The following is a 16,625-nucleotide window of genomic DNA, read 5'->3' as shown; positions in this document are numbered from 1 at the left end:
TTCAAACAATCTTTAGATTGATTCGAGGGACAAAGTTAACACTTATTTTTAGTAATAACTAAGTAGTTTTTACGTCTTAATTTACCAAAAGAGATACTATATGTGCACGGTAACTTATTTACCTTTAGGGAATAATGATTTTATATTAACGTCTAACAGAGATGAAGATCCTAAACGAAGAACAATACCACCTAAAGAATACAATGAAGATGGTATAAAATTAAAGTACCCAAAAGACGAATTAGCTGGTGGTACTTGGATTGGTTTGTCTGAAAAAAACAGATTGATTTGCCTGTTAAATGGTGGTTTTACAAAACATGTTAGAGCTGCTTCGTATAAAATGAGTAGAGGGATTATAGTTAAAGAATTATTGAAAGTAAATAATCCTGTTGAGATTATTAATCAGTTTGATTTTAATGGAATTGAACCTTTTACTATTGTACTTGTTGACTGGGAAAAAACGTTAAATGCCTATGAGTTGGTTTGGGATGGTGAAGAAAAACATTTTCAAGAACTAGGCGATCAACCTAAAATCTGGTCATCATCTACTTTGTATGACGAAGGAATGAAACAATTGCGTAAAGATTGGTTTGCCGATTGGTTAAAAGAGAATACTGAGATTTCTCAGGAAAATATTGTAGCATTTCATCAAGATGATACTAGAGGAGAGGAAGGAGTTTCTCTAAAAATGAAACGTTCAAAGGTTGAAACAGTTAGCACAACTTCAGTAAAAAAAGAAAAGAACCATGTAACTATGGATTATTACATAGTTGACTAAAATATATAGCTTAAAATAATTATTAGAAAATTGTAGTTTTTAGTATTTTCGCAAAAAAAAGTTATGTGTAAAAAACAGCTGTTCGTGGTAACTACAATGATTCTTTTTTTGTTTACCAGTTGTTTTGAATTTGTTGAAGAAATTAGTTTTAATAAAGACGGGTCGGGTAGTGCTACCTTTACCTTGAATTTAAGCAAGAATAAAACCAAACTAGCTTCTATCATGTTGTTAGATAGCGTTAATGGCTATAAGGTTCCTTCTAAAAGTACTATCGGAAAAAAAGTTGCTGAAGTTGTTCAGAAAATAAAAAAAACTAAAGGAGTACATAATGTAAATTGTGCGTTAGATTTGGATGAATTTATACTTGCTATTTCATGTGACTTTGATAATGTTGAAGCCATAAATAATGTATTGGTAGCTTTTAGTTCTAAAAAACAAGCGCAAGCTATAAAGAAACAACAACACTTCACTTACAATAAAAAGAGTAAAACATTTGTTCGTAGTCATCATTTTGATATTGGAAGAGAGTTTCAAAAAACCAAAATGAAAGATCGAAAAGTTTTCGAAACAGCTACGTATACAGGTGTATATCGTTTTGATGATTTAGTACAATCAAGTACTAATAAACAATCAAAAATTTCAAAAAGTAAAAAAGCAGTTATGTTACGAGTAAAGGCTCAAGACATAATAACCAATAAATACACAATCAAGAATAAAATTCAACTACAGAACTAAAAGTTATGATAAGAAAAATAATCTCAGCATTATTATTAGTAAACACATTTGTTGTTTTACAAGCTCAAAAACTAGAAACCAAAATACCTAATAACGTAGACATTGTTATCGCAGCAAACGCAGATAACCTGTTTAGTTTGATAGATGTTTCGGATATTGATAATAGTTTTTTAGGAAAAGGAGCATTAAGAGGGGCGAATAAAAAAGCAAAAGTTAACTCGGTAAGTGATTTAGGAGTTGATATCAAGTCAAATTCATATTACTTTTTCAAGAAAACAGATAGTATATCTTATCATACTATTTTGGTTGAGTTAACTGATAAAGCTCAATATGAGAATACTTTAAAAGAAAGACAACAAAAGAAAATTAAAAGAGAAAACGGATATAGCTATCTGGAAGGTTATAATAATTTAACTATTTGGAATGATAATATACTTGCTATTGTTAACGGAAGTAAATCATATAGTTATTTTAAAGAGCACAAAGAGCGTTTTAATAAATTAAAAAAAGAAGGAGAATCAAAGTATTCTTTTAAAAAGAGAATTGTTAAATCGTGGATTAAAGAAGAGGCATTAAAGACTTTAAATAGCAATCCATCTAATTCATTAGCAACCAATAAAAACTTTCAAAAAGGGAAGAAAAAGAATGCTTCAGCAACATTGTGGGTTCGCAACTATGGAATGTTTATGTCTAACTTAATTCAAGAGTTTGGAAAAACAATGCGATCAACAATGTCGTACTTAATGCCTTCAAAAGGTAAAAATATTTACGGAGTTGAAGAGGTGACTGCTAATTTGTTTTTTGAGAAAGCTAACATCCGAGTTTTATTAGAAATGTCGGTTAGCGATTACATGAAAAAATCTTTCAAAAAGATTTATAACAAAAGAATGAATTCAGCCCTTGTAAATAGCTTTGATCATGAAAAAGCATTAGCATTTTGGAGTATGTCTATTAATACTGAAGAAATGCTTGTACAGTATCCTGTAATGATGAATAACTTATATGGGGCTATTTTACCAAAGTTTAAACAAGAGTTTGAAATAGTTGGTGATATATTGTCATTAGTTATTGATGAGGAAGCTATTGCAAAATTGGTAACTGGTGATGCGCTTTTTGTATTAAATGAGTTTGGGAAAAAAGAAGTAGAGTATACGAAGTATGAATATGATGAGGATTATAAGCGTAAAGAGGTAACAAAGACAAAAGAAACTTTAGTTCCAGATTTTACTATAATGATAGGTTCTGAAGAAAAAGAATTGTTAACTAAAGTATTTAAGTTAGGAGAAAAATATAAAGCTGTTAAAGAAACGAACAACGTTTATGAGTTAATCTTAAAAAAAGCGAAATTACCGTTTGGTTTTTATGCAGTAGTTAAAAATGGAGTTTTATATTTTACTACTTCAAAAGCAAATGCTATAAGTATAGAGTCTGGTAGAACTAATTTTGCTAGTAAAAAGCATAATAAGCTTATAAGAAATAATTCTACTGTGTTATTTGCAGATGTAAATAAGATAATAAACAAATTACCAACAGAGTGGTTTGGGAAAACTGAAGATAAAATGGCTAGTTTGTCTAATGAATATATCGAGAATCTTAACTTTACAGTTTCTAGAATGAAAGGAAATAAAATTTCTTCAGAATTAAGATTAAATACAAAGGGTAAAGAAGAAAATACATTAAAGCTATTATTTAGATTGATAGATAATATGGCTAAATAAGCAGATGATAAAAAAGATAGTATATTCTATTTTACTTATATTAAGTATCATATTTACAGTTGGGTTTTTTAGGTATAATCCAACTGTAAATTTATCTAATACTATACCTAGTTCGGCAGAAGCTATAGTAAGAATTAATTTACGTGAAGCTGAATTTAACATTGTAAAAGATGTTGTGCTCCATCCACTTTCATATATAGATTTTGAAGAAAGTTCAGAATCAGATTCCGAGAAAAGAATTTCTTTGTTTGATCAAATAGAGATTCCTAATAATGTGTTTTTCTACACAAATTCAACTGTTTTAAAAGATTTTTGGGTTAGCAGTACTATAGAAGTAAACGATAAGGCTGGTCTTGTGAACTTTTTAAAAAAAGAAGGGAAGTTGATAGAGGATAAAAGTAGGATTAATTGTTTTGCATATAAGAAGCTGTTTTTTCTTCTAAAAGAAAATAAACTTAGTGTTGTTTATAGTTTAAAAAAAACAACAAATATAGATCAAGTGCTTAATGCAGTTTTTGAAAAGAAAAGTTATTTAAAAGAGAATGATACAAAGCTTTTGAAACTAAAAAATAGCAACGGAATAATAGCTTTTCAAAGTAAAGAGTTTGGTTTTTTTGAGTTTGAAAAAGATGAAGAAGAATTGATTTTAAAAGGAGAGTTGAATGAGGAGAATAGTCCTTTTTTAGCATATGATTCCCAGGAGTTAAAAGAAGGGATGGCTTCTTTTTCTGGAAGAATAAATAAAGAGTGTCTTCTTTCTTTTATTGATGCAAAGAAAAAAGAAAAATTTAAGAAGTTAACAAACTTGTCCTTAGATTCCCTCAATAATTATTGGAATGGAGAAATAGACTTTAGTTTAGAGTCTTTTCAAAGTGAAAATGATACTATTGTTACCTATGAATATGATGATGATTTTAATAAGGTTGAAAAAAAATCAATTCATAAAAGCTTATTACCTGAAGTGTGTCTTAAGATTGGAGGAGGTAATGTGTTTAAGTATTTGTATGAGAATAAGGGAATTCAAAATGTAGAAGGAGAAGAGTTGTTGGTGTTGAACCCACTTTTTAAAACCTATGCGAATAATGAGGAGGAGGAGTTGCAGTTGTATTCAATAGATGATAATGTTTTTGATTTTACACCTAACAAAGAGAATAAGTTTTCTATGGTTTTTAATGTAGAGAGTTATTTAGAAGAAAACAGAGGTCTTTATACGTTATCCAATAAATATTTAAAACAGGTACAAAAAATTAAAGCTACGGTTAGTAACGATAATCAGCTAGAGTTGATTATCTCTTTAAAAGAATCTTCTTTAAAATCAATTTATCAAGATTTGAAATAAAAGCTAAAACTTTATTTAAGTTCTACAAGATAACTGACCTCTTAAATCAAAGCAAAAGATGCTGTTCCTACAAGAACTACTCCTATAGTAGCTAAAAACAAATAAACCATGTTTATTAAAGAGAACTTTACAAAGGTTTTGAAATAACCTTGACTATAAAAGCTTTTCATAGCTATAAATAGATATATTAAGAAAAGAAGGGTGAATATACCTTCGTCAGCTGTTTGTGTAAAGAAATCTAAAATAATATACAGTGTAATTAATAGAAAGAAAACAGTTTGAGTGTGAAATACAAATATTAAATGCTCTACGTAAGTATATCTTCTTCTTATATAAAATATTTTAAGAAAAAACGTAAAAATAGGCAGTAAAATGAAAAGAGAAATAGAACCATAAGAAAGCATCTGATTTAAAAATTGTTCTCTCATTTCTTTTTTGTCTACAAAACTATTTGCTACTTCAGCTCTACTGTAAAAAAACCTGTTTAGGAAAGTCTTTTCGTATTTTAAACTATCTAATGCATCATCGATATTAGCATCGGGATATTTACGATTATACACAATAAATTCGTCAAGTCTAGTGCCTCCCCCGAAAGATATTTTTCCGGGTATTTTACTATTTATAGAATCGTTAGCTTTTTTGTTTACCTCGTCTAGAATAGTCTTTTTAGTGATAGAATCTAAGGGTATTCTTTCTAATCGTTTATTGGTTTCATTTCTTAGGGAATCAATATTAATATCTTTTGGGATATCAGCCATTAAAGAAGTGTCTTTTTTAATATTTCCTTTACTGAAATCTTGAAATTTATTGTAACTAGAAACTAAACCAAAAATTAAAAAGAAAATAATTGAGGTAGTTATATAAAAACGAAAAGGGTTAACGTATCGAGTACGTTTCCCTTCTATATAATCTCTAGAAACTTTACCGGGTCTAATAAGTAGCGGGATTAAAGTTTTCCAAAATTTGGCATCCCAAGAAATAAAACCAGCAAAAACTTCGCGAACAAAGCTTCTTAGGGTGATTCTTTTTCCTTTGTTTTTTTGGCCGCATTCAGGGCAAAATTTTTCATTTTGAATAAAAGGATGTCCACAATTTAAGCAATTAGGGTCTTTTATAATTGCTACTTTATTTTTTTTACCCATCAGTTTAAAGTAGGAGTCGTCGTTAGTTGAAATGTTGGTATCGTCACAAGAAATTCTTCTGAAGTTTCAAAGTTAATCATTTTATAATTTCCTTTCATAGCTCCAAGAGAAGAAAGTAAAAAACAATTAGATTTGTAACTATAAGACTCGTTAGGTTTTAAAGTAGGAGTTTCTCCAACAACTCCTCTTCCTTCAACATATTCAACATTGCTTAAGGCGTCAAAAATAGTCCAAAAACGACCTAATAGCTTTACAGTGTCTTTCGAAGTGTTTTCGATAGATATGTAATAGCTAAAAGCATTTCGGAATCGATTTGCATGATAAATCGGACCATTGAATGTTGTTTTAACAGATATTTTTATCCCCCTAGTTATTTGCTGAAACATAGTATAAATATAAGGTTTTTTTACGTCTTAAGTCGTTTAAGACATGTGCAAATTACCTATTTTGGTTAAAATACCCCATACCAACTCCGATTACACGGTCGTAAGTTTCGCCGAAAGGTTTATAATATACGATAACGGTATATTCGTTTTCGGTTTGAAAGAAAGAACCGTCGATTTCATTCAAATTAATCAGGTTATTCTTGTCTAGAGTTACATAGCTATAGTTGTAAAAACCTTGTTTAAGTAAAATTGAAGCTTCGTAAATTCTGTCTTTAGAGTTGTACTTCATTTTGTTTTCGTCGGTTAGTCTATAGTTATTGTAAGCGCCATACACATAAATATTTTTGTCTTCTAAAGGTTCAAAGGCGTCTAGTGAAAAATGTACCAACGAATAATCAGCTTCCGTATTTGGAATGTTAGAGTCCATGGTTCTAATAATAAACTGACCATTAATATCAGGATTGTAGGTGTATATTTTATCAGCTCTTTGTTCGTCAGTGTATAAATAGCTATTGTAAATATCTTTGCGTTCAACTTTTGCAATGTTTAAACTAGTTGTTCTTATAAACTTACTATCGAAGTTTAAAAATTCATTTCCACCCCAGAAATTAGTAGCGATAGTATGGTTGTATAAAAGTTGTTGAGGTTTAATAAATTGAGGTTGAATATTATTTATTGCTGTGCTCCAATTATGATTTTGAAATAAGGTAACGTTTATTTCTTGATTGGGATTGTTGATTTGTAAATCGGGGTGATTTACGGCAAATTGAACTGTTTGTTTTTGGTTGTTAGATTTAGTGTCTCTGCTTCTAAACACAGCCACACCAACCGTAGTAATATTTTCATAAAAAACACAGCGTCTAGTAAACACAACTTCATAGTCTTCATCTAATACGGAAATTAGATAATTCCCACTTTTGGTAATTACAGTGTTTTGATTTGGTAAATCAACTGAATAATGAGTGTAGGGTTGTAATGTGTTAAAGGAGTTACTGAAGTTGACTATTTCAATTTGGTCAAATCCATCAATGTATTGATTGGTTGTAATGTTACTAGGTTTCCAATCATGTGTCATGTGTTGTATTTTATATTGATAATCCTTGCTGTCAGCATCTAAATCATCAAACGATAATGTTAGCACACTACCTAAAGGAACAATGGCAGAAAACTGATTGTTGCTGTTTTTTGGACGTAACTGAACTGTTTTTATATTTTGAGCACTTAGGTGAATTGATATGCAAAAAGTGATTAAAAATAAAATATGTTTTTTCATAGATAGAAAGGTATCAAAATGTAAGCCAAAGATAAACTTCTTTATTTAGAATAGGTATAAATAAAGAGAACTCTAAAAGATAAAAATACAAATGCTTACCAAAAAAAGTCAAAATCAGTAAATTTGCATGTTTTTTAAGAAAATCAAATTAATCAGTTCCTATGTCAAAAGACATCCGTATTAAGAAAGGCTTGGACATCAAGCTAGTTGGCGAGGCAGAACAAGTTACTACCGAACTTCCATTGGGTAGTACATTTGCAGTAAAGCCAGATGATTTTCACGGCGTTATTCCTAAAATTTTAGCTAAAGAAGGTACAGAAGTAAAAGTAGGTCAAGCACTTTTTCATGCAAAAAGTGATGAGCGTATTTTATTTGCTAGTCCTGTTAGTGGAAAAATTACAGAAATCGTTCGTGGAGCACGAAGAAAAGTTTTAGCAATTAAAATCACTGCTGATGCACAGCAGGAATACAAAGATTTTGGAAAAAAAGATGTTGATTCAATGTCTGGAGAAGAAGTGAAAAATCACTTATTCGCTTCAGGTTGTTGGCCATTTGTAAAGCAACGTCCATACGATATTGTAGCAAATCCAAATCAAGCACCAAAAGCAATTTTTGTATCAGCCTACGCAAGTGCACCTCTAGCAGCAGATTATGATTATGCATTAAAAGGTAAGGAAGCTGAATTACAGGCGGCTTTAACTGCGTTAACAAAGTTAACAGAAGGTAAAGTACATGTGTCAGTTGCAAAAAATTCAACATTATCTCCATTCAAGAGCATGAAAGGTGTTGAGTTGCACAATGTATCAGGTCCACACCCAATAGGGAATGTAAGTACACAAATAGCACAAATTGATCCGATAAACAAAGGAGAAGTTGTATGGGTAGTTACTCCACAAGACTTAGTAGTAATAGGTGAACTATTATTAACAGGTAAATTTAATGCAAAACGTACCGTTGCTTTAGCTGGTTCTAAGTTTAATAAGCCACAATATGTTACTGTTTTAGCTGGAGCTCAAATAGCTGATGTAGTTAAAGGAAATTTAGATGCAGATAATGCACGTATAGTTTCAGGAAACATATTAAGTGGATTACAAGTTGATGAAAACGGTTTCTTAGGATACTATGATAATCAGGTAACTGCAATTCCAGAAGGAGATGATTATGAATTCTTCGGTTGGAATAAACCAGTATTTAATAAAATCTCAACTTCTAGAGCATTAACTTTTTCTTGGTTAAATCCAAAGAAAAAATACGATTTAAATACAAATACTAATGGAGAGCATAGAGCTTTTGTAGTAACAGGTTCTTACGAAGAAGTATTTCCATTAGATATCTATCCGTTGCAATTATTAAAAGCTTGTATGTATAAAGATCTTGACGAAATGGAAGGATTAGGAGCATACGAAATTGCACCAGAAGATTTTGCGTTAACAGAATTTATTTGTGTATCTAAACAACCTCACCAGAAAATAATTCGTGAAGGATTAGATTTAATGAGAGAAGAATTAGGATAAGATATGGGCTTAAAACAAAATTTACATAATTTAAAAGAAAAGTATAAAGGAACTAAAATGGCTCCGCTATTTAATGGTTTCCATACTTTCTTATACTTGCCAAATGAGACAACTCACGGAGGAACTCATATTAAGGCAGCAGATGATTTAAAACGTACAATGAATATAGTAATTATGGCATTAGTTCCATGTTTACTATTTGGTATGTTTAATGCAGGATATCAACACCACGCAGCTATTAATGGATTTACAGAAGGAATGTCTTTCTTCAGTGGAGAATTTTGGAACTTAGACAATTTATTAGTCGGAGCAGCTAAAATATTACCATTAGTAATTGTTTCTTATGTTGTTGGTTTAGCAATAGAATTTGTGTTCTGTATCATTAAAGGACACGAAATAGAAGAAGGATACTTAGTAACAGGAATGTTAGTTCCGTTAATTGTACCTATAGATTTACCATTATGGATGTTAGCAGTTGCAGTTGCATTTGGAGTTGTAATTGGTAAAGAAGTATTTGGAGGAACAGGAATGAATATCTTAAATCCAGCATTAACAATCCGTGCATTTTTATTCTTCGCATATCCAACTTGGATGTCAGGAGATAAAGTATGGGTAGCTGGTGCAAGAGAATTAGCAGGAACTGCTGATGCAATTTCAGGAGAAACAATGTTAGGAAGTTTAGCACAAAATGCTACAACTAATTTCTCAGTGTCAGATATGTTCTTCGGATTTATTCCAGGTTCAGTAGGAGAAACATCAACTTTCTTAATTTTATTAGGAGGTTTATTCTTAATCTTTACAAAAATTGGTAGCTGGAGAATTATGTTATCTTCAGTAATTGGAGCCTTAGTAATGGGATTCATCTTCAACCAAGTTGTAGAAATGGGATGGATTGGTGAAACAAGTAAGTTTTACGGATTAATGAGTTTAGACTTTTGGAAACATTTATTAATTGGTGGTTTTGCATTTGGAGCAGTTTATATGGCTACAGATCCAGTATCGGCTGCACAAACAAACAAAGGAAAATGGATTTACGGTTTCTTTATTGGATTTATTTCAATCATGATCCGTGTATTTAACCCAGCTTATCCAGAAGGAGTAATGTTAGCTATTTTATTAATGAACGTATTTGCTCCAACAATTGATCACTATGTGGTTCAAGGAAATGTTAAGAGAAGATTAAAACGTGCTAAAGTTAAAACTGCCTAATTATGAGTAAGAAAACAGAAAGCAATGGATATACGCTACTTTTTGCCATAGGTATGGTATTAGTAGTAGGAGCTTTGTTAGCGTTTACAGCGTCATCGCTTCGACCAATGATTGACGGAAATAAACGTATAGAAAAGCAACAGAATATTTTATACGCAATGGGTGTAAATGAAAACGATGAAAGCAGTGCAATCTTTGTTTCAAAAGACAAAGTAGCTGGTGAGTTTTCAAAGTACATCAAAAAGCAATTAGTTATTGAAGGAGACAAAGTAACTGAAGATGACAAAGCGTATTTAATTGATGTTAAAAAACAACAAACTTCTGCAAAAGCAGGAAACGAAAGAAAGTTACCACTATTTGTTGGTGAAAAAGACGGTAAAACGTTTTATATAGCACCAATTAGAGGTAAAGGTCTTTGGGATGCTATTTGGGGATATGTTGCAATGGATGCAAATATGGTAGTTCAAGGAGCTTTCTTCGATCACAAAGGAGAAACACCAGGATTAGGAGCTAACATTAAGCAACGTTATTTTATGGACGATTTTATCGGTGAAAATTTAATGAGCAATGGTGTTTTTAAAGGAATTACTGTTTCTAAATCGAATAACGATCCGAAGAATGAAGATAAAAATGATAATGAAGTAGATGCAATTGCAGGAGCTACAATTACTGGAGATGGTGTTGCTGCTATGATTAAGTCAGAGTTAGGATTATACTTACCTTTCTTCAAGTCATTAAAAGAATCTAATAAAATAAAATTATAATATATGGGACTTTTATCAAAGAAAGACGCAGCGTTAATTACTGACCCATTAGCAGATAATAACCCAATTACAATTCAAGTATTAGGTATTTGTTCTGCATTAGCAATTACAGCAGAATTAAAGGCATCTATTGTAATGTCTATTTCTGTATTATTTGTATTAGGAATAGGAAATGTAGTAATCTCTTTAATGAGAAACATTATACCATCAAAAATTAGAATTATTGTACAGTTAGTAGTAGTAGCTGCTTTAGTAATTATTGTGGATCAGGTATTAAAGGCTTTTGCTTATGAATTAAGTAAAACTTTATCTGTATTCGTAGGATTAATTATTACCAACTGTATTATCATGGGACGTTTTGAAGCATTTGCTTTAGGAAATGGACCATGGAGATCATTTTTAGATGGAATTGGAAATGCTTTAGGATATGCTGTAATTTTAATTGCAGTAGGTTTCTTTAGAGAATTGTTAGGTTCTGGTACTTTATTAGGATTTAAAGTATTAGGAGACCCAATTGAAAAGACAGGATTATATTCTATTGGATATGAGAATAACGGATTCATGTTATTATCACCAATGGCATTAATCGTTGTAGGTATTATTATTTGGGTACAACGTAGTAGAAACAAAGCATTAATTGAAGACTAACATCGTTAGGCTTCATTAAAAAAATATAGAAAATGGAACATATAGAATTATTTTTCAAGTCGATATTTATAGATAACATGGTTTTTGCTACGTTCTTAGGAATGTGTTCTTACTTAGCAGTATCTAAAAAAGTATCAACAGCTGTAGGTTTAGGAGCTGCTGTAATATTCGTATTAGCAGTAACTGTACCAATTAACTGGTTGTTAGATCAATATTTATTACAGCCAGGAGCTTTATCTTGGTTAGGAGCAGAGTATGCAGACTATGATTTAAGTTTCTTATCGTTTATCATGTTTATTGCAACAATTGCAACCATGGTACAATTAGTAGAAATTATTGTAGAGAAATTTGCACCAGCTTTATACAACTCTTTAGGTATTTTCTTACCGTTAATTGCAGTAAACTGTGCAATTTTAGGAGGATCTTTATTTATGCAATCTCGTGAAATTCCAACATTGGGTTTATCATTAACTTATGGAATTGGATCAGGAATTGGATGGTTTTTAGCAATTTTAGCTATTGCAGCTATTCGTGAAAAAATTAGATATTCATCTGTGCCACCAGCGTTAAGAGGATTAGGAATTACTTTTATCATTACTGGTTTAATGGCTATCGGATTCATGAGTTTTGGTGGAATGTTAACAGGAGGAGATGACGAAGGAAAAAAAGAAGAGGCTCCTAAAGCAGAAATCAAAATAGAAGAGAAGAAGCAAGAGGTAAAAGAGGATACTAAAGAATTAGCTGATAACACTAAAAAAATTACAGAATAATGATGTTTTTAGAAGTAAGTACTGGAGGAACAGTAGCTGTAACTGTAGTAGCATTCTTAGCAATTGTATTAGTTTTAGTAGGATTGTTATTATTTGTAAAACAAAAATTAGCACCATCGGGACCTGTAAAGATTACGATTAACGGTGATAAAACAATTGAAGTAGCTTCAGGAGGTACCTTATTATCTACCTTAGGAAACGAAAAAATCTTCTTACCATCAGCATGTGGTGGTGGTGGATCATGTGTACAATGTGAGTGTCACGTAAATTCAGGTGGAGGTGAAGCTTTACCTACAGAAACTCCTCACTTTACACGTAAAGAATTACAACACGGTATCCGTTTAGCATGTCAAGTAAAAGTAAAACAAGACATGGATATTTCTATTCCAGAAGAAATTTTTGGAATTAAGAAATGGGAAGCAACTGTAGTACGTAATTATAATGTAGCAACTTTTATTAAGGAATTCGTAGTTGAAATTCCTGAAGAAATGGACTATAAAGCTGGAGGGTATATTCAGATTGAAATTCCTGAGTGTGAGATTAAATATTCAGATATGGATATTACAGCACATCCACAAGATCATCCAGGTGAACCAAATAAATTTGAGGCTGATTGGGATAAGTTTAACCTTAGACCATTAGTAATGAAGAATACTGAAATAGTAGAAAGAGCATATTCTATGGCTTCTTACCCTGCAGAAGGGCGTGAAATCATGTTAAATGTTCGTGTTGCAACACCTCCTTTCGACCGCGCTAAAGGTGGATGGATGGATGTTAATCCAGGTGTAGCATCATCTTATATCTTCAACCAAAAACCAGGAGATAAAGTAACTATTTCAGGACCTTATGGTGAGTTCTTTATCAATGAATCTGAAGCAGAAATGTTATATGTAGGTGGAGGAGCTGGTATGGCACCAATGCGTTCGCACATTTATCACTTATTTAAAACTTTAAAAACTGGTAGAAAGGTTACATATTGGTATGGAGGTCGTTCTAAAGCAGAATTATTTTACATTCACTACTTTAGAGCATTAGAAAAAGATTTTCCAAACTTTAAGTTCTACTTAGCTTTATCAGAGCCTTTAGAGCAAGATAACTGGAAAGTTAAAAAAGATATTAACGATGAGGCTGGAGATGGTTTCGTTGGGTTTATTCACCAAGTTGTAATAGACCAATATTTATCTAAACATGATGCCCCAGAAGATTTAGAATTATACTTCTGTGGACCACCATTAATGAACAAAGCAGTACAAAAAATGGGAGAAGATTTTGGTCTTGATGACGAAAACATCCGATTTGATGACTTTGGAGGATAGAATTATTTTTTCTTATATAAATAAAAACCAACGCTTATGCGTTGGTTTTTTGCTTTTTAGAAGTAATTTGAAGCCATTCGGAAAGTATCTAGGTTGTAATTCTATGTTTTTAATGAAACTTGCTCTTAAAATCACCCATTACGGGTAATTTTAAGGGGGTAATTAATTAATACTTTGGAACAAAAATAATCATGAGTTGTCCGAGATGTAATTCAAAATATTTAAGGGTAAAGAAAAAAACAGTTATTCAAAAACTATTTTCATCTAGTAGAAAATATAAATGCTTTCATTGTAAGTGTATTTTTATGAGGGTGTTTTTGATGAATAAAGTTTATTTTTTTTCAAAATAATATAGATGTTGTACTTGGTGATAGAAACCGTACCTTTGCACAAATTTTGCATAAATGATTTCTTTTCAGGATTTAGACTTATCAAACGCGTTACGCAATTCAATAGAAGACCTTGGTTTTGTTAATCCAACACCAATACAAGAACAGGCTTATCCTATTGTAAGATCGGGTAAAGATGTTGTAGGTATAGCACAAACAGGTACAGGTAAAACATTTGCTTACATGTTGCCAATACTTAGAGATTTAAAGTTCTCTAAACAGCAACATCCTAGAGTACTTATTTTAGTGCCAACAAGAGAGTTGGTTGTACAGGTAGTTGAAGAGATTGAAAAATTAGCAAAGTATATAACACTGCGTACAATTGGTGTTTATGGAGGTGTAAATTTAAATCGCCACAAGGAAGCTGTAATGCAAGGAGCAGATATTATAGTAGCCACACCTGGACGTTTATATGATTTAGCATTAAGTAATGTGTTAAAGTTGAAATCAATTCAGAAGCTAGTAATAGATGAAGTTGATGTAATGCTAGATTTAGGATTTAGATTTCAATTGCTAAACATTTTTGATATACTTCCTCCAAGACGTCAAAATATTATGTTTTCAGCTACAATGACTGAAGATGTAGAGGCCTTGATCGATGATTTCTTTATAGGGCCTAAGAAAATAGCAATAGCAGTTAGTGGTACACCATTAGATAACATAAAACAAGTGTGTTATGATGTTCCAAACTTTTATACAAAGGTTAATTTATTAAACGAATTGCTACTAGATAAATCTGAGTTTAGTAAAGTATTAATTTTTGCACCTAACAAAAGAAATGCTGATAGATTGTTTGAATGTGTAAAAGAGGAGTATCCTTCACAATCATGTGTAATTCATTCAAATAAGACTCAGAACTATCGTTTACGATCTATTGAGCAGTTTAATAAAGGAGAAAAGAGAATTTTAATAGCTACAGACGTTATTGCACGTGGTTTAGACTTAGAAGAAGTTACACATGTAATTAATTTCAATACACCACATTTCCCAGAAAACTACATGCACAGAATTGGTCGTACAGGACGAGCAGAGCATGAGGGAAAAACAATATTATTTTCAACAGAAAAAGAACAAGAGGCTAAAAAGAGAATCGAAGAATTAATGAATTACGAGATTCCTAAGTTAGATATTCCAGAGCAAGTTGAAATAACTAAGCAATTAACCGAAGAAGAACGACCAAAAGAAGAGCGAGAAATCTCAAAAAATAGAACATCACAAGAGTATGTTCCTGGACCAGCTTTTCATGAAAAGAAAGAAAAAAATAAAAAAACAAATCAAGGAGGTTCTTATAGAAGAGAAATTGCTAAAAAGTATAAGAAACCAAAAACTAGAGGAGATAAAAACTACAATAAAAGAAACAAAAGAAAGTAATGAGAGCACTTACAGAGCAAGAACTTCATAATTTAGGAATGAATATTGTGGGGAAAGAACTGCAAGAAAAAGGCTTTGAATTTGTTGCAATTAATAGTGAGCTTAAGAGACATCCTCAATTTGTTTTGTTTAAAAAGGGAGAGCCCACAATTTTTGTGATTGTAAAAACTACCAATAATATTCAATCACCAGAGGAATATGATGTTTTATGGATGGAAACATTTAAAGAGCATGCAAAAAAGCATAATGCAAAAGTTTGGTTTGCAGGTGTAGGTATAGCAAATGCAGAAAGTGTAGATCTGCCAGTTTTTAAGGATCAGCCATACTATGTGGCGTTTAATGACTTCATAAAGTTTTAAAAATATTGTTTTTATAGATTGTGTTTAACAAATTATAAAACACTCAATACCATTTATACATAATAATTTACCATTCACACATGGTTTTGTATTTGTCTGGTATACAGTGTTTTAAATCCTTATATTTGCATAAGGGGAATTAATAAATACAATCATGAAAAAAAAATTACTTAAGGGGATTCAAAATTTTTTTAAAAACATTTTAGCTCGGTTAGCCGAGTTTGGAAAAGCTGCTGGTTACGCAATTAACCACTAAGCAATAACAAATTTTGAAAAAGGAACACTCGTTTTATGATAAGACGAGTGTTTTTTTTGTGCTTTAATGTTAACTTTATCAAATGAAAGAGTTGTTATTAGAGATACAGAAATGTAGAATATGTGAAAACTTTATTGAGCCAAGACCAGTGGTGTTTGCTAATAAAGATTCAAAAATTATTATCATAGGACAAGCACCAGGTACTAAAGTTCATAAATCTGGAATACCTTGGGATGATGCAAGTGGTAAACAACTTAGAGCTTGGCTAGGAGTTACCAATGAACAATTTTATAACGTTACTAATTTTGGAATTATTCCAATGGGGTTCTGTTATCCAGGAAAAGGAAAATCTGGAGACTTACCACCAAGAAAAGAATGCGCTCCTAAATGGCATGAGCTATTGATAAATAAGATGCAAAACGTAGAATTGGTATTGTTGATTGGGATGTATGCACAGAAATATTATTTAAAAGAAGGAGCTAAAAAGACATTAACTGAAACAGTCAATCATTACGAAGAATATTTACCAAAGTATTTTGCATTGCCCCACCCATCTCCAAGAAATAGATTTTGGTTAACTAAAAACCCATGGTTTGAAAAGGATATTTTACCAGAACTGAAGAAAAAAGTAACAAAAATAATATCGAGGAGCTAAGTT

Annotated in this window: 16 protein-coding genes; 13 read left to right on the top strand and 3 right to left on the bottom strand. The window is 31.3% G+C overall.

Annotated features, from left to right (window positions below):
* Positions 1-100 precede the first annotated feature (100 nt).
* The 4 genes from MHN29_RS15855 (at position 101) to MHN29_RS15840 (ending at position 4,570) form a co-directional block, all read left to right on the top strand.
* Positions 101-778 (top strand): NRDE family protein, encoded by a 678-nt coding sequence (locus tag MHN29_RS15855; protein ID WP_235275501.1) that lies wholly within the window; start codon positions 101-103, stop codon positions 776-778.
* A 96-nt stretch (positions 779-874) separates the two neighbouring features.
* Positions 875-1,513, top strand: a complete 639-nt coding sequence (locus MHN29_RS15850; RefSeq protein ID WP_235275500.1) for a hypothetical protein — start codon at positions 875-877, stop codon at positions 1,511-1,513.
* A gap of 5 nt (positions 1,514-1,518) precedes the next feature.
* A complete protein-coding gene (locus MHN29_RS15845) occupies positions 1,519-3,231 on the top strand; it encodes a DUF4836 family protein (protein ID WP_235275499.1) in 1,713 nt (570 codons plus the stop codon).
* A gap of 4 nt (positions 3,232-3,235) precedes the next feature.
* A complete protein-coding gene (locus MHN29_RS15840) occupies positions 3,236-4,570 on the top strand; it encodes a hypothetical protein (RefSeq protein WP_235275498.1) in 1,335 nt (444 codons plus the stop codon).
* 41 nt (positions 4,571-4,611) lie between these two features.
* Here the strand turns inward: MHN29_RS15840 and MHN29_RS15835 are convergent, their stop codons facing one another.
* Genes MHN29_RS15835 through MHN29_RS15825 form a run of 3 tightly spaced genes read right to left on the bottom strand, consistent with a single transcriptional unit; the run spans position 4,612 to position 7,371 of the window.
* Positions 4,612-5,712, bottom strand: coding sequence for a DUF3667 domain-containing protein (locus tag MHN29_RS15835; RefSeq protein WP_235275497.1), 1,101 nt, complete (start codon positions 5,710-5,712; stop codon positions 4,612-4,614).
* The gene (gene apaG / locus MHN29_RS15830) at positions 5,712-6,098 is read right to left on the bottom strand and encodes a Co2+/Mg2+ efflux protein ApaG (RefSeq protein ID WP_150900201.1); all 387 of its coding nucleotides are present in this window, start codon (positions 6,096-6,098) and stop codon (positions 5,712-5,714) included. The genes MHN29_RS15835 and apaG overlap by 1 nt, the downstream gene beginning before the upstream one ends.
* A gap of 52 nt (positions 6,099-6,150) precedes the next feature.
* Complete coding sequence (locus MHN29_RS15825; protein WP_235275496.1) at positions 6,151-7,371, bottom strand: DUF5103 domain-containing protein; 1,221 nt, start codon at positions 7,369-7,371, stop codon at positions 6,151-6,153.
* A gap of 161 nt (positions 7,372-7,532) precedes the next feature.
* On the opposite strand from MHN29_RS15825, the gene MHN29_RS15820 reads away from it, so the two are divergent.
* From MHN29_RS15820 to MHN29_RS15780, 9 genes are all read left to right on the top strand, one after another.
* On the top strand, positions 7,533-8,885 hold the full coding sequence (locus MHN29_RS15820; protein ID WP_235275495.1) for a Na(+)-translocating NADH-quinone reductase subunit A: 1,353 nt from the start codon (positions 7,533-7,535) through the stop codon (positions 8,883-8,885).
* A gap of 3 nt (positions 8,886-8,888) precedes the next feature.
* Entirely contained in the window at positions 8,889-10,094 is a 1,206-nt protein-coding gene (locus MHN29_RS15815) for an NADH:ubiquinone reductase (Na(+)-transporting) subunit B (RefSeq protein WP_150900198.1), read from the top strand.
* Positions 10,095-10,096: 2 nt separating this feature from the next.
* Entirely contained in the window at positions 10,097-10,858 is a 762-nt protein-coding gene (locus MHN29_RS15810) for a Na(+)-translocating NADH-quinone reductase subunit C (protein WP_235275494.1), read from the top strand.
* A 3-nt stretch (positions 10,859-10,861) separates the two neighbouring features.
* Positions 10,862-11,506 carry an NADH:ubiquinone reductase (Na(+)-transporting) subunit D gene (locus MHN29_RS15805; protein WP_150900196.1) on the top strand — a complete coding sequence of 215 codons (645 nt, stop codon included), beginning with the start codon at positions 10,862-10,864 and terminating at the stop codon, positions 11,504-11,506.
* A gap of 32 nt (positions 11,507-11,538) precedes the next feature.
* Positions 11,539-12,276: an NADH:ubiquinone reductase (Na(+)-transporting) subunit E gene (gene nqrE / locus MHN29_RS15800; protein ID WP_150900195.1), complete on the top strand. Its 738-nt coding sequence runs from the start codon at positions 11,539-11,541 to the stop codon at positions 12,274-12,276.
* 2 nt (positions 12,277-12,278) lie between these two features.
* Positions 12,279-13,592: an NADH:ubiquinone reductase (Na(+)-transporting) subunit F gene (nqrF, locus tag MHN29_RS15795; RefSeq protein ID WP_150900242.1), complete on the top strand. Its 1,314-nt coding sequence runs from the start codon at positions 12,279-12,281 to the stop codon at positions 13,590-13,592.
* Positions 13,593-13,996: 404 nt separating this feature from the next.
* Entirely contained in the window at positions 13,997-15,352 is a 1,356-nt protein-coding gene (locus MHN29_RS15790; protein WP_175578716.1) for a DEAD/DEAH box helicase, read from the top strand.
* Positions 15,352-15,711 carry a Na(+)-translocating NADH-quinone reductase subunit F gene (locus MHN29_RS15785; protein ID WP_150900194.1) on the top strand — a complete coding sequence of 120 codons (360 nt, stop codon included), beginning with the start codon at positions 15,352-15,354 and terminating at the stop codon, positions 15,709-15,711. Before MHN29_RS15790 ends, MHN29_RS15785 begins: the two co-directional genes overlap by 1 nt.
* A 338-nt stretch (positions 15,712-16,049) precedes the next feature.
* Complete coding sequence (locus MHN29_RS15780) at positions 16,050-16,622, top strand: uracil-DNA glycosylase family protein (RefSeq protein WP_235275493.1); 573 nt, start codon at positions 16,050-16,052, stop codon at positions 16,620-16,622.
* Positions 16,623-16,625: the final 3 nt, after the last annotated feature.

The sequence above is a fragment of the Tenacibaculum sp. Cn5-46 genome, from assembly GCF_022347705.1.
GTDB lineage: Bacteria > Bacteroidota > Bacteroidia > Flavobacteriales > Flavobacteriaceae > Polaribacter > Polaribacter aiptasiae.
Note: the sequence above shows the minus strand (reverse complement) of the source record. Positions and strands in the feature narration are given on the sequence as shown.